This window comes from Pseudoalteromonas sp. ABE4_541, assembly GCF_056312285.1.
Window position 1 is genome coordinate 80,858 of record NZ_JBSVEM010000016.1, and the last position, 20,225, is coordinate 101,082.

General features: G+C 42.9%; 14 protein-coding genes and 8 tRNA genes. 2 read left to right on the top strand and 20 right to left on the bottom strand.

Features of this window, described 5'->3' with window-relative positions; genetic code table 11:
- Nucleotides 1–20: 20 nt before the first annotated feature.
- On the bottom strand, nucleotides 21–530 hold the full coding sequence (locus ACW689_RS15545) for an Mpo1 family 2-hydroxy fatty acid dioxygenase (protein WP_476292868.1): 510 nt from the start codon (nucleotides 528–530) through the stop codon (nucleotides 21–23).
- Nucleotides 531–685: 155 nt separating this feature from the next.
- Between ACW689_RS15545 and ACW689_RS15550 the strand changes: the two genes are divergently transcribed.
- Nucleotides 686–1,981, top strand: coding sequence for an amidohydrolase (locus ACW689_RS15550; protein WP_476292869.1), 1,296 nt, complete (start codon nucleotides 686–688; stop codon nucleotides 1,979–1,981).
- Nucleotides 1,982–2,148: 167 nt separating this feature from the next.
- Here the strand turns inward: ACW689_RS15550 and recD are convergent, their stop codons facing one another.
- The 5 genes from recD to ACW689_RS15575 all read right to left on the bottom strand — a co-directional run bounded on the left by recD (nucleotide 2,149) and on the right by ACW689_RS15575 (nucleotide 13,178).
- Nucleotides 2,149–4,035 (bottom strand): exodeoxyribonuclease V subunit alpha, encoded by a 1,887-nt coding sequence (recD, locus tag ACW689_RS15555; protein ID WP_476292870.1) that lies wholly within the window; start codon nucleotides 4,033–4,035, stop codon nucleotides 2,149–2,151.
- Complete coding sequence (gene recB / locus ACW689_RS15560; RefSeq protein ID WP_476292871.1) at nucleotides 4,032–7,580, bottom strand: exodeoxyribonuclease V subunit beta; 3,549 nt, start codon at nucleotides 7,578–7,580, stop codon at nucleotides 4,032–4,034. Before recB ends, recD begins: the two co-directional genes overlap by 4 nt.
- Nucleotides 7,567–10,830 (bottom strand): exodeoxyribonuclease V subunit gamma, encoded by a 3,264-nt coding sequence (gene recC / locus ACW689_RS15565; protein ID WP_476292872.1) that lies wholly within the window; start codon nucleotides 10,828–10,830, stop codon nucleotides 7,567–7,569. The genes recB and recC overlap by 14 nt, the downstream gene beginning before the upstream one ends.
- Before the next feature lie 106 nt (nucleotides 10,831–10,936).
- Complete coding sequence (locus tag ACW689_RS15570) at nucleotides 10,937–11,962, bottom strand: GGDEF domain-containing protein (RefSeq protein ID WP_476292873.1); 1,026 nt, start codon at nucleotides 11,960–11,962, stop codon at nucleotides 10,937–10,939.
- A gap of 172 nt (nucleotides 11,963–12,134) precedes the next feature.
- Complete coding sequence (locus ACW689_RS15575; protein WP_476292874.1) at nucleotides 12,135–13,178, bottom strand: alkene reductase; 1,044 nt, start codon at nucleotides 13,176–13,178, stop codon at nucleotides 12,135–12,137.
- A gap of 194 nt (nucleotides 13,179–13,372) precedes the next feature.
- Between ACW689_RS15575 and ACW689_RS15580 the strand changes: the two genes are divergently transcribed.
- The gene (locus ACW689_RS15580; RefSeq protein WP_476292875.1) at nucleotides 13,373–13,909 is read left to right on the top strand and encodes a TetR/AcrR family transcriptional regulator; all 537 of its coding nucleotides are present in this window, start codon (nucleotides 13,373–13,375) and stop codon (nucleotides 13,907–13,909) included.
- 43 nt (nucleotides 13,910–13,952) lie between these two features.
- Here ACW689_RS15580 and ACW689_RS15585 read toward each other — a convergent pair.
- From ACW689_RS15585 to tolR, 14 genes are all read right to left on the bottom strand, one after another.
- A tRNA-Ser gene (locus ACW689_RS15585) sits at nucleotides 13,953–14,042 on the bottom strand.
- Nucleotides 14,043–14,138: 96 nt separating this feature from the next.
- Nucleotides 14,139–15,179 carry a quinolinate synthase NadA gene (gene nadA / locus ACW689_RS15590; protein WP_476292876.1) on the bottom strand — a complete coding sequence of 347 codons (1,041 nt, stop codon included), beginning with the start codon at nucleotides 15,177–15,179 and terminating at the stop codon, nucleotides 14,139–14,141.
- 125 nt (nucleotides 15,180–15,304) lie between these two features.
- Nucleotides 15,305–15,380: transfer RNA gene (locus ACW689_RS15595), tRNA-Lys, on the bottom strand.
- 27 nt (nucleotides 15,381–15,407) lie between these two features.
- Nucleotides 15,408–15,483 (bottom strand) — tRNA-Lys (locus ACW689_RS15600).
- 25 nt (nucleotides 15,484–15,508) lie between these two features.
- Nucleotides 15,509–15,584, bottom strand: a tRNA-Lys gene (locus tag ACW689_RS15605).
- 28 nt (nucleotides 15,585–15,612) lie between these two features.
- A tRNA-Lys gene (locus ACW689_RS15610) sits at nucleotides 15,613–15,688 on the bottom strand.
- Between the two features lie 27 nt (nucleotides 15,689–15,715).
- Nucleotides 15,716–15,791, bottom strand: a tRNA-Lys gene (locus ACW689_RS15615).
- Nucleotides 15,792–15,816: 25 nt separating this feature from the next.
- A tRNA-Lys gene (locus ACW689_RS15620) sits at nucleotides 15,817–15,892 on the bottom strand.
- 25 nt (nucleotides 15,893–15,917) lie between these two features.
- Nucleotides 15,918–15,993, bottom strand: a tRNA-Lys gene (locus tag ACW689_RS15625).
- Between the two features lie 152 nt (nucleotides 15,994–16,145).
- A complete protein-coding gene (gene ybgF, locus ACW689_RS15630; protein ID WP_476292877.1) occupies nucleotides 16,146–16,901 on the bottom strand; it encodes a tol-pal system protein YbgF in 756 nt (251 codons plus the stop codon).
- A 17-nt stretch (nucleotides 16,902–16,918) separates the two neighbouring features.
- On the bottom strand, nucleotides 16,919–17,452 hold the full coding sequence (gene pal, locus ACW689_RS15635) for a peptidoglycan-associated lipoprotein Pal (protein WP_476292878.1): 534 nt from the start codon (nucleotides 17,450–17,452) through the stop codon (nucleotides 16,919–16,921).
- Nucleotides 17,453–17,493: 41 nt separating this feature from the next.
- Nucleotides 17,494–18,849 (bottom strand): Tol-Pal system beta propeller repeat protein TolB, encoded by a 1,356-nt coding sequence (gene tolB / locus ACW689_RS15640; protein ID WP_476292879.1) that lies wholly within the window; start codon nucleotides 18,847–18,849, stop codon nucleotides 17,494–17,496.
- Nucleotides 18,850–18,858: 9 nt separating this feature from the next.
- Nucleotides 18,859–19,797: a cell envelope integrity protein TolA gene (gene tolA / locus ACW689_RS15645; RefSeq protein WP_476292880.1), complete on the bottom strand. Its 939-nt coding sequence runs from the start codon at nucleotides 19,795–19,797 to the stop codon at nucleotides 18,859–18,861.
- A 2-nt stretch (nucleotides 19,798–19,799) separates the two neighbouring features.
- On the bottom strand, nucleotides 19,800–20,225 hold the full coding sequence (gene tolR / locus ACW689_RS15650) for a protein TolR (RefSeq protein ID WP_476292881.1): 426 nt from the start codon (nucleotides 20,223–20,225) through the stop codon (nucleotides 19,800–19,802).

The following is a 20,225-nucleotide window of genomic DNA, read 5'->3' on the forward strand; positions in this document are numbered from 1 at the left end:
GGCAGGTGTTATACCTGCCTTTATCTATACTGCCCAGCCTCTTCAACGATTTGATTTTCTAGGTCTTTTTGCAAGCCAATTAAGAATAAAAATTCAACGGTGACAAACAGCGGCCCGATTACCAAACCCATAATATCATCTACAAATGCCGGCTTTTTCCCCTCATAGTAGTGGCCCACAAACTGGATAACCCAACCTATTAAAAACAGACCTACACCAGCGAGATAAAACCACATATCGCCAAATTCCCAATTTACATAGCATTGTTTAACCGCTGCATAACATAGCGCCAAGAGCAAACTCATCAGCGCACCAAAACGAAAATTGAGGATTAAGTAATAACCACATATAACCACTGTCAAAGCCAACGCTGGTGTAATAGTGACGCTATTGAACGTAAAAATGGGCACGTACAATAACCATGCTACGGCAAACACAATTAAAGGAATGCCGACAAAGTGGGTTGCGATATTACGTTTGTCTCTATGATATTTGGCGTAAGTCACCAATTGCTGTTCCATGGATTTCATCTATTCGTCTCATTAAAGTATTTACTTTAAATTGTTAAACCACATTGGTTAAAAATTGTCAATGAAAGTAAGCTGTGCTTCTCCTTGATCCCCGTAGAAAGTGATAGAGATATAGTGTTAGTCTGTTTAGACAATAAACACAAAGGAATATCATCATGCGCTTAATCTGTGCTTTAGTTTGTTTTGCTGTAATGTTGAGCAGTCAACCAGTCCGAGCCACAGCAACCATGGCAATGGATGAATTAAATCAGCAAGTGATCAAATGGCGAAGACATTTGCACCAATATCCTGAGCTAAGTAATCGTGAGTACAAAACGGCGCAATATATCGCCTCTCATCTTCAAAAAATGGGGCTTGATGTGCAAACAGGGATTGCCCACACGGGCGTGGTTGCAAAACTCAAAGGTGATAAACCAGGACCTTTCATTGCACTGCGCGCTGATATGGATGCCCTCCCAGTTACCGAACAAGTAGACTTACCTTTTGCTTCAAAGCAGATCACTGAATATAAAGGTAAACAAGTAGGTGTCATGCATGCCTGTGGTCACGACACCCATGTCGCAATTTTAATGGGGGTCGCGAAACTGCTTAGCGAACAGCGATCTGAGCTTGCTGGTGAGGTAATGTTTATATTTCAACCAGCAGAGGAAGGGGCGCCTGATGGTGAACAAGGGGGCGCCGAGTTGATGCTTAAAGAAGGGTTATTCAAAAACAAAAAGCCCGAAGCTATATTTGGCTTGCACGCCACAAGCAGGCTAAAAGTGGGACAAGTTGGCTATCGAAGCGGCCCGATGATGGCAAGTGAAGATTCATTTTCAATCAAAGTCAAAGGCAAACAAACCCATGGTTCAAGACCTTGGCGAGGTGTTGATCCCATAGTAACAGCAGCGCAAATTGTGATGTCGGCCCAAACCATCGCCTCTAGACAAGTTGATGTGACTCAAGCTCCCTCTGTTCTGTCTTTTGGCGCAATCAACGGCGGTATACGCTCTAACATTATTCCCGACGAAGTAGAGCTAATTGGCACCATTCGCACCTTTGATCAAGCTATGCGCGCGGATATTAAAAAACGTTTAATACAAACTGCTGATCTAGTCGCTCAATCGGCTGGTGCACAGGCGCAAACCACCATAAACGATGGCTACCCGGTTACCATCAACAACCCTGCACTCACACGCCATGCACTCCAAACACTGACAGGCATACTCGCAAGCGAAAACGTAAAAGAGCTTAGCTTGATCACAGGTGCTGAAGATTTTTCATACTATGCACTAGAAACACCTGGTTTTTTCTTCATGCTCGGGGTTACCCCAACAGATCAAGACTTGAGCACAGCTGCCAGTAATCACTCTCCTAAGTTCTTTGTGGATGAGCAAGCGTTAAGCATTGGCGTTAAAACACTCAGCCAAGTGGCACTACAATATTTAAATAAGGCGCAACCAAACGATTGACCTGCAAAAAAGCCGCCATGGTTTTCACGATGGCGGCGTTTATTCCAACTGGGCTTTGGAATGTATAGGGAAATAGACAGTGAAGGTGTCATGCTTCAACATCGTGTCTACGTTAAAAACTATAGCTAAACGGCAGTGAAAAACAATAAATTATCCTTTTATTAATTTCATGTTAACCTTTCGCGTAATCCAGAACATCTAGAAACCGATCTAGACATTGCGTTTAGCAGTACTTTCTCTTGCGCAACAAGCTCAAACTTTTCTTTTGCCCGGGTGATCCCTGTGTAAACCAACTGCCTATTTATCCCAGAAGAGGCACGTTGCAAAGGTGGTAAAAGCATCGCTGTATGGGCAAATTCAGACCCTTGAGATTTATGTATCGTCATGGCGTATACATTATCGTGCATCGGCAACCGTGCCGGATAAAAGGCTCGATAGCCACCTTGCTCATCAATAAATGTGGCTTTAAGTTGCCCGTATTCATCTGGCAACAAAATACCAATATCTCCATTAAATAACTTGAGTTGATAGTCATTTTCCACAATCATAATCGGCTGCCCTGCGTAATGACGCCCATTTGGCTTGATAAGCCCCAAAGCGTATAACACCTGTTCAATACGTTTGTTAAGCTGTGCGACACCATACGGCCCCTCTCTGAGAGCTGCTAATAATTGAAAACGAGAGAATGCTTCATGGATGGCCTGTGCTGGTGCACCATTATGCATTAATGTGAGATAAGCGCTGTAGTGCTTTGCACAACGCTCGATTAGAGCCTGATATTGTGTTTGATCCAGCGGCAGTAAAACAATATCCTCAAACCCGCCAGCCAGAGTTTTTTGCAAGCGCTTTTTATCGTTGTTGTTGACCGCCATGGCTAACTGACCAATTCCACTGAGTTCATTAAAACGGTGACTTTTTTGTAAAAACGCGATGCTGTCTGACAGCATAAAAACATCCGCTTGCTCGTGCAAAACAGCTTGCCCTGCGAAACACAATTTATTTAAGCGTGTACAAAGCGCACGGCTATAGTTTGGCTGCTGTCCCAGTGTTAATCCCTGACACAAATCGCTCAAGACACTGCCTGTATCTACGGAGGCTAGCTGATCTTTGTCGCCAAGTAAGATCAACCTTGCGTGGCTGGGCATTGCTTGAACCAACTTAGCTAATAGCGATAAATCAACCATTGAGGCTTCATCTATGATCAACAAATCTAAATGCAAAGGATTATGCTGATTATATCGATACTGGTTGCTTTGCGGGATCACCCCAAGCAGTCTATGAATAGTTTGAGCTTGCTCGGGTATCAATGCACTGAGCGCTTCACTAAGCCCCAATTTCGCCTTAGCTCCCAAAATAGACTCACTCAGTCTAGCAGCAGCTTTACCCGTTGGCGCAACCAGTTTAATGGTTAACGGTGCTTTACGATACAAGGACTGCAAAATGGCAAGTAGTTTGGTAACCGTGGTTGTTTTACCCGTTCCTGGCCCACCTGTGATCACGCAAAAGCCACTTATCGCCGCCATCGCACAAGCCACTTTTTGCCAATCTAGCTCCTGCTCAGTACTTGGGAAGTACTCCTCCAACAAAGTCGCTAGACGTGGTTCATCAACCACCAGTTGTTGATTTTGCATGGCGAGAAAGCGCTCTGCAAGCAAGGCTTCGTAATTAGCAAGGCGCGCTAAATAAAGCTTATTACCCAACAAAATCAGTGGTTGGCCCTCACCCACAGCACTGTGTTCCGCTAATGAGCGCCAAATTATCGCAGGTTCACTTTCATCCCAAGGTGCGATGCCTAATTCATGCTGTAGCCCCTTCAACGCGAAAGGGTCTGCCCAATCAATATCTTGCGCGGATAAACAACTATGCTGCTGCTGTTCAGCACGCAATAACAACAAAATAATATAGAAGTGATTATCAATTTTTTGAAAATTAAGTAATTTTGACAGAGCCACATCACAGTGGCGCACTCTAGATTCACTCAATAACAACGCAATAAAGGCTTGATGGTCAAACACCTGCTGTGGCGTGTCGTCAAATAAGTCTAACTGGCTCATAGCATGCTTCCTTGTGAAAACAGCCCGTCAAGTTGGTATAACTGCTCCGTGGTGAGCTGGTTGAAATACACACCTTCCCCATCACCCATTGCTCTTAAGAACACGTAATACACACCACCCAAATGTATTTGAGGATCATAGTCCGCCAAGCGTTGTGATAAGAGTCGATGTAAGGCAACCGAATAAATCATATATTGTAGGTGATATTGATGTGCATCCATCGCCATTTTGAGGTTGTTATTTTGATAATCTTGCGCCTTGTCGCCTAGGTAATTTGATTTGTAATCAAGGATGTAATACTTGCCTTGATAGACAAAAATCAAGTCAATAAACCCTTTGAGTAACCCCTTAACTTGTTCAAACTCCAATTGGCTATGCTGACCAGTAATATCTGCAACCAAACGATTCAATTGTGGTGCATTTAATTGCTCTAGTGGCAAATAAAACTCCATTTCCACTAAACAGTCTTTTGGAGATAAGCAGCTTAAACTCAGCCCAATCGTTTCATTCAACGGGCACTGTAAGCATGATTCAATCCATTGTTCAACACAAGACTGCCAGTGTTCCTCAATATGATATTTGCTCAAGCTATGCTCGACAACTTCACTTAAAGGCTGCGCGTCACCAGTAGGCTTGTGTGGCTGTGTGAAATCAATTTGTTCAAATATTTCATGTAGACAACTCCCCGGTTTAGCCCCTTTCGCAAAGGTGTAAGCATTAAGCACCATTTGCTGATTGACCTGACTGTGTTCGGGTAAATCTAGCTGGTGGTTTTCGTCAATCGCCCCTAAAGGGCGCTCGTCACTATGACTTTGATAACTTAACTGACTGAAGCTAGTGGCGCGCCAATCTCGTTCGATGTGAGCTGTGATCGGTTTTACCGACAGTGTTTGCTCTGCTTCTTGTGTTAGAGGTAATGCTTTTTCTTTGGGCTGTTCGTCATCTAACCAACATAATGCAATGTCATTGTTTGCTTGGCAAAACGCACTCAAAGCTTCGTGCCATTGCTGAGCACCTTGAAATACTTGATTACCAAACAATACATATCCAATGGCTGTTTGCGTGATCCCGGGCTTTTTAGTTCGCCCCGCGGCGATGTTATAGAGCCCAACATCACAAAAGTAAATTGCACGCGTAAGCGCCACATATAACAGGCGAATATCTTCTGCTAAACGTTCCTGTTCAGCTTGGGCCTTATCATCATCGTTAGGATCAAGATTGTAGACTAGTTTGCCACTCTCGTGATAAAGCGCTTCACTGGCTTCTCGATAACCACTGGCAAAAGGTATATAAACGATTGGATACTCAAGACCTTTTGACGCATGCATGGTCACAATTTTAACCAAGTCTGCGTCACTTTCTAGCCGAACCTGTGCGCTATCATGCACAGCCTGTTGGCATTGTGCGCTTAACCAACGAATCACCCGTAAAGTACCATCTAGCTCTATTTGTTTTTGTTGCAGTAACTCGGCTAAGTGCCTGTAATCGGTTAACCAACGCTCAACGTTATAGCCTTGTGCATGCCAAAGTTGTGGCAGGTCATTTTGTACCAGAAGTTGTTCCAACATTGCCATGGCACCTTGCTTGTACCACAGTTTCTGTAACTCACTAAACTGGTCGAGGTAGGCTTGCCATTGCACTTCTTGAGTTCTTAATTGATAAACTTGTGCATAATCTAGTGCAAACAAAGGGCTTACTAAAATACCACGCAGTGCCGCTTCGTCATATTTACCATGAAGTACTTCTAAAAAACTCAAGATCGCATGAGTCACAGCCTGATCAAAAATGCTTTCTCGCGCTAAATAAACACTTGGAATATTTACAGCACCTAATGCCAACTTAATCACCGAGGCTTCATTTCTATCTCGTACCAACACACAAATGTCACCCGCCTGCACTGCTTGGCTGCCAATTTTAGCTTCTCCATGACGGGCCGCGTGTAGTAGCCGAGCGATTTTACCCGCATAAGCCTCTGACAGCCTCGCCTGTGCTGCGGCCTTGCTTGTGGTTGGACTATCATCTTGCAATACACTGAACACTAACGGTGCTTGCTCAGTTTGTTCATACACAAACTGAGATGTTTCACTTTTTCCCTTCGCTGAGACAGGTATAAACGGGATCGCCTGATTGTAAATAAAACTATCTTGATGCGAAGAAAAAATCGCATTGACCGCATTCACCATCCCCTCTGCCGAACGAAAATTGGTCGACAACGTATATTGGCTTTGCTTAGCTACCTGCTGTTTTGCGTAAATATAGGTAAAGATATCTGCGCCGCGAAACCCATAAATTGCCTGTTTTGGATCGCCAATCATAGTCAAAGTCGTGTGCTCATGCGTGCCATAAATCGTATTAAAAATGCCATACTGAACTGGGTCAGTATCTTGGAATTCGTCAATCATGGCGACTGGAAATAAACCTGCAATTTTACCTTGTAATAATTCTCCTTGCGGTGAGTGTAATGCATCATGAAGCTGGTTCAGTAAATCATCTGGGCTTATTAAGTTATGTTGTACCTTGTGTACTTGCAGTAATTGACGCACTTGGCGTGCACTATATTGCAAAATAGCCAATGGCAGTCCCTTACTCACCTGCTCATGCAATGTCGCCATTTTAGTAAACTCACTGAGTAAAGGGTGCGTGATTACTTGCGCACCTTTTTTGTAGTTGCCCGTGTTGGATAACGATGCCTCTGACCACAATGCAAATGAGTGCTTTGACGAGCCAAACTCAAAATACCATTGTTCACCTTGGCAATAAGTATATAAAGCCTCAATATTAGCAACGCGACCGGGAGCTTTGTTTTTAGCCAGAGCACTATTGGCTAGAACACTAAAAAAGTCGCTTTCTAATAATTTGCTTTTAAATTTCTGAGCATTTTTTTGATACTGCTCACGAGCACCAAACACTTCGGATAACTCTACTTTTGGTTCAATAATGGCTTGCTGTTTGGTCAGCAACTTTGTTACTTTGCTCGCTAAAGCATGAGGGCTTGAGTAATGATCTAACACGGCCTGAGCCGTGTCTTTATCCATTGGGTAAACAAAACTACGCCAATGATCTTTGATGGCCTCTAAGATCAACTCTGACTCATCCAACACAAACTCTAAATTAAATGCCACATTAGATTCAAACGCATGTTGCTTGAGCATTCTTTGACAAAAGCCGTGGATAGTAAATATGGCGGCTTCATCAATTGACTTAGCCGCTGCATCTAACAAGGTGTACGCTTGATGGACATCAGCCACTTGTGATAACACAATATTGATCAGCTCATCATCACATGGCGCACCTAAAAGCGCATCCCTTGCCAACACAATGCGCTTTCTCACCCTATCTTTGATCTCTTGAGTAGCTGCTTCTGTAAAAGTGACCACCAAGATCTGCTCTACCGACAAAGGCGTTTGTTGGTTTGGCGGCAACTGCAAACCCAGTAAGCAACGTAAGTACAAACCTGTAATGGTGTATGTTTTACCCGTTCCAGCACTTGCTTCGATGAGGTTTTCACCCTGCAATGGCATACTTTGCGGCTTAAGAATCTGCATAACGCTGCTCCTCGGCCAATGCCACAATGCTCGCCAATAACTTGTCACTAAGCTGACTTAGCTCAGAACTTATAACTTCTAAATTATTAAAATTAAGCGCAACATAGGGATCTTCACTTTCCCCAAAGCCAATATACTGACCGCCATTAAACTTTGCAGCCGCTTTATTAAGATCGCCCGTCATTGCGAGTTCGTAAGCTGTGCTAACGAAAAATGGCATGGGTTGATTCAAACATTGTTGGTAAAACTCAAGCCATGTCATTAAATGTGAACGAGCTTGTGCTTTATCTATAGGTTTAAAGCTGACTTGCTCATCTAAACCGTAAACATGGGTATGGACAGGCTCGTCACAGCATTGTGCAATACAGTGCAGTAAAAAGCCTTTTACTTTGTCTTTTGCTTTTATGCTGGCACTACGATAAAAAACCTGTTTGTTTTCGTAAAGTTTATCTAACCAACCTAGCAGCGAATAATTTCCTAGCTGAATACGCACTTCTTGTGGCATGCGCTGTTGCGTGACTGTACTTTGCAAGCGCTCTATCATCGGCTGTACACGCTGTTGCAAACGGGCTAACTGAATTTCTCCAACCGCCGCTTGTGGTAAATGGCCTCTTTGCACCATTTGCTCCAGTTTGATTTCTTCACCACGTAACTGACTTTCTAAAATCTCATCTAAATAGTGATATCGCTCAAGGGTATCCAGTGCAAAAGGCTCTTCATCTTTGCTTTGTTCACTCAATTGATGCAAACGGAGTCCCAATGTTTGCGTGTAAAACGCACGTTGCGGAGCGAGCACCGTAAATAAAAATTGCGATATTTCAATTTCGTGATCCAGATCTACCGCCAAGCAATTTGGCGCTTCCTTTGCGAGCTTTTGTGATTTAGGTAACCAAACTGGATTAAAGCTCTGCGTGCTCGGATCATCGCAATAGTTGGCAGGGTTAAATGGTTGCAAGGTCGACTTACGCAATAAATGTGCTGATGGTAACCGACTGTCACCTTCATAACAGAAACTTCTATCAACGTATTCCATTAACTCACTCACTAAAACGGATGGCATTTGCGGTTCATTGTTATAGCAAGAACGTCCTATGTAACTTATGTAAAAATGCTCTCGTGCACTGAGTAAGGCTTCTAAAAACAAGTAACGATCGTCAAATTTACGTGAACGGTCACCTTTTTGTCTTTTTGAATGCGGTACTAAATCAAATCCAATCGGTTGTACTGTTCTTGGATAATCCGCATCATTTAACCCCAACAAGCAAACTACTTTGAACGGCACTGCACGCATTGGCATTAAAGTACAAAAATTAACAGGACCAACCAAAAAACGCTGACCAACGCCCTTTTCTTGAATTCCTTGTTTGACTAAGTAACTGAGTACTCGAGGCGAAATAGGCTGTTGCATGTCGCAGTTATCGTCGTGCTTTTGCAACTGCTCAATCACCTTTTCCAACGTCAACAAATCCCAGCTTTGCTCAGCTTGTGCATCGTAAAACTGGGCGACCATATCTCTGAGTAACTGTGCTTTGTCTGCAAGTCGCGCATCCACTTGCAAACGCCGCTTAAACTTGGCAAGTGTGTCGACAAAATACAACAACTTGCTCAAGCTATTCACCGCCATACCTTCGACCAAATCTGCCGGATAAATATCGGCAAACGCCGAATTTTCATCTGCTGATGCAACCCCTAACAATAAGCGATTTAAACCATGCTGCCAGGTATTTAACGACAAAGCGGGCAGATCATGATCCAGCTTGTGCTGTGCATCCAGCCCCCATTTAACTCCAACTTGCTCAAGCCAATAACGCATTTGCGTAAACTCATGTTCATCAACTCTAAACTGGCTGGCAATTGGGTTGACTGCGAGCAAATCAAGGATGTCAGATACACCAAAACGGCTGAATGGTAAATTCACCAAGCTGATAAACGAGGTTAGTATTGGCTTTTCTTGCTCAATGGATAAATCAGCCAGAGCATAAGGAATAAAACGTTTACCCGTGGCCGAACCAAACACCGCTTCGATGTAAGGGCTATAAGTACCTACATCTGGCATCATCACAATAATGTCTTTGGGAGTGAGGCTTGGGTCTTGGTGGAACAGCCTGAGCAGATGGTCATGTAAACATTCCACTTCCCTAAGTGGCGTATGGCAATCTTGTAGCTGCACAGAGGTATCATCAAACGCGATGGGCAATTTGCCTTCATCATTGATAAACCACTCTTTTTGCGTAGTGAGTGATTTACCTTTAAATGCAAGCTGGTAGATTTCTTGTTGAATTTGACCCAACAAAGTACCATCAAAATCACTCACAAAACCATCTATCCACTGCGCATCCAGTTGTACCAGCTGCACAAAATAGTCTCGCCCCAGCTTTCCCCAAGACGATAACAATGGATTGCCGACCATGAAATATTCGTCCTGACTTTGCTGCGCATCAATTTCTGGCATTTTGGCGTATTTAGCTGCGATTTTTGCCTGTGTTTTTTCATCGACCAAATCGCCCCAATAATGTTCACTTGGGTTGCAAAAAAACAACAACACATCGGTCTTTTTAGCAAGTGCTTGAAACACTTCAAGCTGACTGGAAGCCATGGCTGACAAGCCAAAAATACAAATACGCTCTGGCAGATCATTACTCGCTGCATGTTCCAAAGCCAAGATCAGCTGCTTATGCATGTTAGCGCGGTGATAATCACTTTGACCAAGTTCCTGTGTACGAGCAACGAGTCGTCGCCATAAATCAGGCTGCCATGGTGCGACATTTACGTCAACGTCATCAAGCTGATCTTGCCCACTATCCCATGTATCCAACCAATGAGGACGATACATTAAATACTGATCGAACACATCAGCGATTTTTTCGCATAGCGAAAACAATTTAAGTCCGTCGCTATCATTATGAAGATATTGCTGTAGCTGAGCATAATTTGGCTCTTGTAAACAAGAAGGTAAAATTGAAACGAGTTTCCATGCCATGTTAGGTTTGTTGTACGGCGATTCGCTCGGCACATTAGGTAAAAACTGTTGATACAACTTCCAAATAAAACTCGAAGGCAGAGGAAAATCTACCTGTGCTGCAACGCCAAGTGCATTACTCAAGCCAATTTTTAACCACTGAGACATACCGGGGGATTGCACTAAAACCACTTCTTTTTGGAATACGCCACTTAATGGCGCGCTTTTGAGCAAGGTATGAAACTGTGCTTGCAGCACTTCCATTCGGTTCGATTGAATTATATGCAACATGATGTTTTTCAGAGCTATTTATCAACAGAGTTACTGAGGAATTTAGCTTATTGTAAGTGTTATAGGCCAATGTGCAGTGTAAGGTATTTGCAAACTTTATGATAGATTAAAACAGGTCAACACCCGAGCTATCCTCTCCCTTCGCATCACTGATATCTTGAACTAAATCATCAAAGAAACAAACGCTATCACGACCATGCGCCTTGGCATGATACAGCGCTCTATCCGCATTTTCTAAAACATGGATCGGAAAATCATACGGTCCAATTTTTGACACGCCAATACTCACAGTTAAACCGTTGACGAACGGAAATTTCGTCATACGAACTAATTGCATAAATTCATTAAGTAATAATTTGATGTCTTCAAATGTGGCAGGCTCAAATACCAATACAAACTCTTCTCCACCGAAGCGAAACAGCAAATCGGTTGGACGGAAAAAGCTATCCATTGTTTGTGCAAGCACGAGTAGCACTTCATCACCGCAAACATGTCCATAGTTGTCATTGACTTGTTTAAAATGATCAATATCGAGCATCGCTAACCAAGACACAATTTCTTTATGTTCTTTCGTGTTCTGCACTGCCTTAAGCGTTTTGTGGTGCTTGACCACTTGCTTTTCAATCAATTGTTTAAGCTTTTTATCAAAGGTTTGACGATTTAGCAGGCCAGTTAGTTTATCCCTTTCATTTTCATACAGGATGATCAAGTAGTTTTCATAAATACAGCAAAATGCATTAAGCAAAACCTGCTCTGAACTTGATAAACTGTTTGACACTATCGCGATTGCCCCCACTGGTCGGTCGCTAAACTTTATAGGCACCCAACGCTTTTCAATGCCATCTTTGTTTTGAACAGTGATAGTGCAAGCCGATTGCAAACAAGACACTAACTCCGTATTTGGTTTGTCTAATTCGTCACTCTCAGACCATACGTATTTTTTATCACCCGTCACTTTAAGGCTCAGGCTGCGTTCAACATGCAGTGCATTTTTTGAAGAAATTGATTTATATATACACACCTGCTGACAACCAATGAACTCGTGTATTGTGGATAACAAACTCGACTCTAGTGAGTCAACATCGCGGGTTTTAGTGAGTTTTACAACGGAATTAAGTAGATCTTCTTGCATGCTTCGCCCTAGATATAAGCCAGTAGTCGTCAAAAAAGAGTAAATCAGTTTAGCTTTGATAGACTTCTAGAGTATAGACGGGATATTAGGCATTGCTTTGCGTGCAAGTACACAGAAAAAAGGAGGCTAATACCTCCTTTGTTGTACTTTATGGGTAATACAATTTCGCTGTTTAGACTAATTCCGCGAGCATTTCTTCACTGTATTGAGTCAAAGGCGCTTCGCTTTTTACTTTGCTGATATAGTCTGGATTCGCAATGAATGGACGGCCAATTGCCACCAAATCAATGCGCTGTTGAGTGAGTGCTTGAGATGCAGTGTCTGGCGTAAAGCCTCCAACACCTACCAATGTGCCTTCGTAGTGCTTACGCATATAATCAGAAACACGGCCACCCAAATGCTCAAACTGCATATTGTCATCAAAAATGCCAACATGCACAAATGCCAGTTCACGCGAGTTTAACTTCACTAAAAGATAGTCAAACACTGCTTTATCTCTGTGATCGGGCTCCATGTTGAAATATGCACCCGGAGATAAACGCAAACCAACGCGTTGTGCACCGACAGCCTCAGATACAGCAGTAACCACTTCTAGTGCAAAACGGGACATATTTTCAGGGGTCTGACCATACTCATCGTCGCGTTGGTTTGATGAGTAATGCAAAAACTGATCTATTAAATAGCCATTAGCACCATGGATCTCAACACCATCAAAACCTGCCTCAATGGCGTTTCTTGCAGCTGTCGCGTAATCAGCAACTAATTGCTGTATTTCTTCAACTGACGCCGCTTTTGGTGTTTGATAGGTTAAGTCTCGCATTCTTGGTACTGTACCTTCAACGCCAATTGCTGAAGGAGCAAGTACATCACCTCCACCAAAGAAAAAGGGATGAGCAACACGACCAACATGCCAAAGCTGAGCAAAAATTTTGCCGCCTGCATTATGTACCGCTGTAGTCACTTTCTTCCAACCATTGATTTGAGCTTGTGTGAACAGCCCCGGCGTATTCGGATAACCTTGAGCATCAGGGCGGATAATCGTCGCTTCGCTGATGATCAACCCTGAATCTGCTCGGCGCGCATAATATGATGCCATGGCATCCGTCGGTACCAGTTCGTCATCAGCCATACAACGGGTTAAAGGTGCCATTAAAATACGGTTGTTCAAAGTCAATGTATCGTTGAGCTTGTATTCGTCAAATAAAATTGCAGTCATAATTCCTCGCTATATTGTTCACAGTGTATGAACTTTCTTGAATATGCGCTCAAGATACACATTCTTGAATAAACGTTCAAGATCTATTTTTGAACAAACAATCAAATTAGGTTAAAATTGCCTTCCTGAGTACACTTTAATACCATCCTATGAGAAGCGCTGAATTCAATAAAGAACATGTTCTACGACAAGCCATGACGACTTTTATGCAATATGGCTACAGTAAAACCAGTATGCAAAAGTTAACGGAAGCCACTGGGCTACATCCGGGTTCAATCTATTGTGCTTTTAAAAATAAAAAAGGGCTATTGCTCGCCTCCATCGAGCAATACCAAAAGGATAAGAACGCAGAATTTGAGCTACTTTTCTCTCAACATAGCGACTTAAGAACTGCGCTAAATGCTTTTTTGAGTGATATTGCTCAGCCTTGTGCAAGCAATGAAGCGACCAAAGTATGCTTGCTGACTAAAACCTTATCCGAAGTAGATGGGCAAGACGACGAAGTCACGCAAGTGCTCGCCAATAACTTATATGCCTTTGAGCAATCTTTTGAAAAAGTATTCAATAAAGCGATTGTTTCAGGGGAATTAGATGCTCAGCCCAATGCTAAAGATAGAGCACAATTTTTAGTCATGAGTATTTACGGGTTGAGAACCTACGCAAGTACGAGTAGTGACGACAAGGTATTGAATAAATTAACTGAGCAGTTACTTGAGCATGTACTCAGATAACACATAGCGCTTTTTTTGATTGCTTGATTAAGCAAAAAATACATGGCGGAGAGGGAGGGATTCGAACCCTCGATAGGGGTTAGCCTATACACGAGTTCCAGTCGTGCGCCTTCAGCCACTCAGCCACCTCTCCGCAAGCACCTAAAGTGCGGGGCTAATACTATGAAAAGCAACGCACTTTAGCAAGTTGTTTTTCAAGTTGAGCGTTTAGTTGCTCAACTATCGAACATTACCTTTGTAGATTTGCTGAAAAATCCAGCATGCGGTTTAGTGAACGCAGTGCGCCATCACGCAAATCCATATCTACAAATACTTCCTTGCCTGTCGGCTCTATGAGCGCTTCTTCAATTGCTTTTAGACCATTCATTGCCATCCAAGGGCAATGCGCACAGCTTTTACAGGTTGCACCTTCACCGGCCGTTGGTGCTTCAAAAAACTCTTTCTCTGGGCACAACTGCTGCATTTTGTAGAAGATGCCTCTGTCGGTTGCAACAATAAACTTTTTGTTATCCATTGTTTGCGCCGCTTTTATCAACTGGCTGGTGGAACCAACTGCATCGGCTAGCTCAACTATCTCTGCTGGCGATTCAGGGTGAACCAGCACAGCGGCATCAGGATGAAGCCCTTTCATGTCTTTTAGTGCTTTAGTTTTGAACTCATCGTGAACGATACACGCACCGTTCCACATGATCATATCAGCACCGGTTTTCTTTTGAATGTAAGAACCTAAGTGCTTATCTGGACCCCAAATGATCTTCTCGCCTTGCTCATCTAAGTGTTCAACAATTTCAAGCGCACAAGACGATGTCACGATCCAGTCAGCTCTTGCTTTTACAGCCGTAGAGGTATTCGCATACACAACCACTTTTCTGTCTGGGTGTTGATCACAAAATGCAGAAAATTCATCAATTGGGCAACCCACATCAAGGGAACAAGTCGCAGCCAAAGTAGGCATAACAACCGTTTTATTAGGGGTTAATATCTTGGCTGTTTCGCCCATAAAACGAACACCAGCGACAACGATGATATCAGCGTCATGTTTTGCGCCAAAACGCGCCATTTCTAATGAATCGGCAACACAGCCGCCTGTCTCTTCAGCCAAAGCCTGAATTTCAGGATCGGTGTAATAATGTGCCACTAAAACCGCGTTTTTTTCTTTCAACAAGGCTTTGATACGCGCTTTGTACTCTGATTTTTCTTCATCATTTAAAGGCGCTGGCTTAGGAGGAAAAATGTAATCCTCGGGCATGATTTGTTCGGCTAAACTCATTTCTCGACCACTATAAGTCACATTGCATAATTGCGGCGAATTATACGTAAATACGCGCGATAATCCTAGTGAGTGACGGTTATAAGAAGAAATAATTAAGAATATATGAAGGAAGATAATTTGAGTGGTGGGTCATGATGGACTTGAACCATCGACCAATGGATTAAAAGTCCACTGCTCTACCAACTGAGCTAATGACCCGCTCGGGAATATCGATAAAGTATTGAATGGTGGGTCATGATGGACTTGAACCATCGACCAATGGATTAAAAGTCCACTGCTCTACCAACTGAGCTAATGACCCGCTCGATATCAATAAAATTTGTAAGTGGTGGGTCATGATGGACTTGAACCATCGACCAATGGATTAAAAGTCCACTGCTCTACCAACTGAGCTAATGACCCGCTCGGGCTATCCTAAAAACGTTAATAATGGTGGGTCATGATGGACTTGAACCATCGACCAATGGATTAAAAGTCCACTGCTCTACCAACTGAGCTAATGACCCGCTCTGTCATATCGAAACACGGTGAAATGGTGGGTCATGATGGACTTGAACCATCGACCAATGGATTAAAAGTCCACTGCTCTACCAACTGAGCTAATGACCCGCTCGATATAAAACGTTTTTGCAAATGGTGGGTCATGATGGACTTGAACCATCGACCAATGGATTAAAAGTCCACTGCTCTACCAACTGAGCTAATGACCCGCTCGGATAACATTTACAAATTAAGTGGTGGGTCATGATGGACTTGAACCATCGACCAATGGATTAAAAGTCCACTGCTCTACCAACTGAGCTAATGACCCACTTAGTGCAGCAGTTTGATTTGAACCAATCGCCTGCTGCGGGCGCTTATAATACTTATTTAAAAAATGAGTGCAACTGAAATACGTAGTTTTTTTCAGTTTTTGTGTCTAAGCGTCTAATTTTAAACCATTGTGACACAAATTCATGCTATTTATATCTTTGCCAAACGCTCTGTTGCTAATTTAGCGGCTGTTGTGCTTGGATACTCAGCAATTAAAGTATTCAAAATTTGCTTCGCCAACTCTAACTTTTCAAGCTTTTGATACAAAGTACCTAACTTTAGCATTGCATCAGGACGCTTATTTGATTCAGGAAACTTCTCTACCACCAGTTTGAAGTGCTCAAGCGCGTTTGCATCGTCATTTTTTATCGTCAACAACTGACCAAGCCAATAATGTGCATTCGGTATATAGACCGATTGCGGAAAGGACGTTAAAAAGTTTTGAAATTCAGGAATAGCAGCATCATAGCGCTTATCTTGCATGATCAACGCAACAGCTCTATCGTAAGCTTCATTTTCAGATAAATCATCGCTTACAGCCTGTGATGTATCAATTGCAGTTGTGGCAGCAACAGGTGTGTTATTTTGTTCGTAAACCTTAGATACGCGATTTTCAATTTCTTGATAAAGCTCACGCTGGCGTTGCAATACTTTTTCAAGTTTATAGCTTTGCTCTTCGGTCACGCCTCTAACTTGGCTCACTTCATCTTGTAGTAAGTTAAGCTGTTGTTGCAGTTCTATTTGCAGCAAGTTGCGTGTTTTCATCATGCGCTCTAATTGCGCAATACGATCTTCTAATGTACCTGCTGAGGTATTTGCAGCTTCAGAAACAGGAGCGGGAGCAGCCCAAACATGGGTGCTCCCGCTTAGTAACAGTAGAGCTGCCAAAATAGTATTCGGCTTCATAATCTCTCTTTACTTTATTAGTATACAAGTACCGCACGACGGTTTTTAGCAAACGCTTCTTCAGTGCGAGACTTAACCATTGGCTTTTCTTCACCATAGCTCACTACTGAAATTTGGCTTGCCGATACACCTAAACTTTGCAGGTACTTAGAAACTGCGATACCACGGCTCTCACCTAATGCAATGTTATACTCAGGTGTACCGCGCTCATCGGCGTGACCTTCAATTAATACTTTTACGCTAGAATTTTTAACCAAGAAATCTGCGTGTGCTTGAAGAAGCTCTGCATATTGGCTTTGAATTGTTGATTTATCAAAGTCAAAGTAAACGATTTGCTCTTGACGAAGCGCTTCATATTTTTCACGTAGCTTTTCTTCTGCTGATTTTTCACGTGAAATAGTGTTTACATCTACTTGATTGTTTGCGTCAGTTGCAGCTTGGTTGCTTTCATTTGCAGCACCTTCGTCAACGCTTGATGATGAGCTACATGCAGCTAGCGTCATTACTGGTAATGCTACCAATAGCGCTTTTAGAGTTTTGTTAAGTTGCATCGAGTATATTCCTATTTGTAAATTTCAAACCAGCAAAATTGTTATAAAAACGGCGACCAAGCCGGTGCCTTAACCTGTCCATTTGATACTGGCAGTCGTGCTTTAAAACGACCGTCCATAGACACTAAAGCTAATACCTGCTTATTATTGTGTAACGTACTATAAATAATCATTGAGCCATTTGGTGCAATACTTGGCGACTCGTCCAAACGAGTCCTCGTTAACACTTGAAACAGCCCAGATCCTAATTCTTTTTTAGCAATATGATATTTACCTAATGTTCTATTTACCATCACCAGTTGCTGTCCATCTGGTGTGATTGAACCCGCTAAGTTCATATCACCGTCAAAGGTAACTCGTTTTGACCTACCAGTTTGTAAATTTAACTTATATATCTGGGCATTACCACCCCTTTCAGACGTATACACAATTTCTTTGCCATTTGGATGCCAAGATGGCTCAGTATCTATGCTACGGTGCTTAGTTAAACGTCTCGTTTGTTTGGTTTTCAGGTCCAACAAGTAAACTTCTGTTGCGCCACCTGCATCTTTGGACAGCACAATGAGTAGCTGCTTTCCATCTGGTGAAAACTGAGGGGCGCCATTAATACCTGGGAAACTTGTCAAAATCTCCCGCTTTCCAGTATAAAGGTCTTGCAAAATGATCTGCGATTGACGATTTTCAAACGTCACGTAGGCCAGTTTATTACCATCTGGTGACCAAGCTGGTGACATTAAAGGTTCATTTGAGCGCAACAATACTTGCTCATTATAACCATCGTAATCTGCTACCACGAGTTGATATGGCTTCTCTTCTTCCTCACGAACAATCACGTAGGCAATTTTCGTACGAAAAGCACCGCGTTCTCCTGTCAACGCTTCGTACACAACATCACTGATTTGGTGTGCATAGCGTCTAAAACCATCGCTGGTAATGATACTCTGCCTAGCTTCTTGAATATGGTCTTGGCTTTTCATCAGCTGACCATTGGTCATCATACGTGTTTCGCCGCCAGTAATTTGCGCACGAATCACATCAATGAGCTCATACTTTACAAGGTAACGACCACCTGGCTGTTGTTGAACACTTCCCACAACAATTGCTTCAACACCTTTAGAAACCCATGCGTTGTAGTCTACATCTTCATCGCTTGTTGGCATTTGTGGCATATCAGCCAGCGCCAATGGCTTAAATTTACCGCTACGTGTTAAATCAGCGGCAATAACGTCGCTTAATTGCGATGGTACTTCACCAACACCATCATATTGAAAAGGGACAATGGCAATTGGACGTGCGCTATCAACACCTTCAGTGATGACAATCTCAAGCACCGCATGTGCAACGCCTTGCATGCCAAACGCGGCTATTATCAACAAGGTTTTTAGTCGGTTAAACATGAGTATCCTTTATAGTTCTGGTTTAATTGTTAGATTGATATTCTTAAGTTTCTCAAAAACGTCTTTTTCTTTTGAAACAGGCAACGTATCAGCCATACGTACTGCTCGCAGCGCAGCATCACACACTATCTTATCACCACCCAACGAGGTTACACTGGTAACAAGACCGTTGAATGCCAAACGAATATTCACTCGACATTCTTTGCCACGCATTTTCTCATCAGTTAACAAGTTTTGTTGTATACGTTGAGTGATCAAAGCTTGATACTTTTCTACTTCCGTCAACACTTGTTGTTGTCTAATACGATTGCGTGCTGCTTGCTCTTTTGCAAGCTGCTCTTGCAGCATTTTTTCTTCAAGCGCTTTTTGTCTCGCTCTTTCTGCTTCTTCAGCTTTGCGCTTTTCTTCAGCTTCTCTTCGCTTGCGCGCTTCCTCTGCTTTGCGTAGTGCATCTTCTTCTGCTTTACGCTTATCGGAAGCTGCTTTCGCTGCTTTTTCTGCCGCTAACTTTTCTTCTTTGGCTTTTTGCGCTTGCTCACGCTGTTTCTTCTCAATTGCCCTTGCTTTTTTCGCTTGTGCTTCCGCTTTGCGTTTCTCTTCTTCTTTGGCTTTACGTTGTTGTTCTAGCTTTTTGATCCTTCTTGCTTCCGCCTCACGCTCTTTACGGGCTTGCTGCGCACGCTGCTCAAGATCACGAATACGCTTTTCTTCCGCTCGCTTTTTTGCATCTTCTTGCTGTTTTAGCTGAGCAATTTTTTCCTCTACGGCTTGCTGATCAACAGAAATAGCAGAAACTACTTTTTCACTTTGTTCGTTATCAGGTACGTTCAGCTTCACTTCCATTACTGTCGGTTTTGAAGGCTTAAAAGCAGCCGTAGCGAAAAGAAAGCCTCCTATTGCCAAATGCAAAAGCAAAGATTTGATTAACCCACTTTGTAGTGACTCCATGGCTATTCCTCAAAAGACTTTGTCATTAAACCAACAGAAGGTACACCGGCATTTTTCAAAAAATCCATAAGCAGTAAAACTTCTTGATAGGAGACTTTACCTGAGCCTTTGATCATAACCGGGGTATCTGGATTTTGTTGTAGCTTTAGCTTGATCACAGCCGCCACTTCCACAGCGTCCATGGGTGCCTCTGGATCCGTGCCCACACTCACGTAGTAACGCCCTTGCGCATCAATACTGGCGATGATTGGCGGAGCATCTTTAGTTTCAACCAGATCAGACTCTTGCATTTGAGGAAGGTCAACTTTTACACCGTGAGTAATAAGTGGTGCCGTAGCCATAAAAATAATCAATAGCACCAACATGACATCTATATATGGAACAACGTTTATCTCAGCAACTGGGCGACGTTTTTTGCGCACATACAT

Excerpts from the sequence above, each read along its gene's own strand:
- ACW689_RS15545 (WP_476292868.1), bottom strand. The coding sequence starts at position 530 with ATGAAATCCATGGAACAGCAATTGGTGACTTACGCCAAATATCATAGA.
- tolB (WP_476292879.1), bottom strand. The coding sequence starts at position 18,849 with ATGTTTAACCGACTAAAAACCTTGTTGATAATAGCCGCGTTTGGCATG.
- recC (WP_476292872.1), bottom strand. The coding sequence starts at position 10,830 with ATGTTGCATATAATTCAATCGAACCGAATGGAAGTGCTGCAAGCACAG.
- ybgF (WP_476292877.1), bottom strand. The coding sequence starts at position 16,901 with ATGAAGCCGAATACTATTTTGGCAGCTCTACTGTTACTAAGCGGGAGC.
- ACW689_RS15570 (WP_476292873.1), bottom strand. The coding sequence starts at position 11,962 with ATGCAAGAAGATCTACTTAATTCCGTTGTAAAACTCACTAAAACCCGC.
- nadA (WP_476292876.1), bottom strand. The coding sequence starts at position 15,179 with ATGAGTTTAGCCGAACAAATCATGCCCGAGGATTACATTTTTCCTCCT.
- ACW689_RS15550 (WP_476292869.1), top strand. The coding sequence starts at position 686 with ATGCGCTTAATCTGTGCTTTAGTTTGTTTTGCTGTAATGTTGAGCAGT.
- ACW689_RS15575 (WP_476292874.1), bottom strand. The coding sequence starts at position 13,178 with ATGACTGCAATTTTATTTGACGAATACAAGCTCAACGATACATTGACT.
- recD (WP_476292870.1), bottom strand. The coding sequence starts at position 4,035 with ATGAGCCAGTTAGACTTATTTGACGACACGCCACAGCAGGTGTTTGAC.
- tolR (WP_476292881.1), bottom strand. The coding sequence starts at position 20,225 with ATGTATGTGCGCAAAAAACGTCGCCCAGTTGCTGAGATAAACGTTGTT.
- pal (WP_476292878.1), bottom strand. The coding sequence starts at position 17,452 with ATGCAACTTAACAAAACTCTAAAAGCGCTATTGGTAGCATTACCAGTA.
- recB (WP_476292871.1), bottom strand. The coding sequence starts at position 7,580 with ATGCAGATTCTTAAGCCGCAAAGTATGCCATTGCAGGGTGAAAACCTC.
- ACW689_RS15580 (WP_476292875.1), top strand. The coding sequence starts at position 13,373 with ATGACGACTTTTATGCAATATGGCTACAGTAAAACCAGTATGCAAAAG.
- tolA (WP_476292880.1), bottom strand. The coding sequence starts at position 19,797 with ATGGAGTCACTACAAAGTGGGTTAATCAAATCTTTGCTTTTGCATTTG.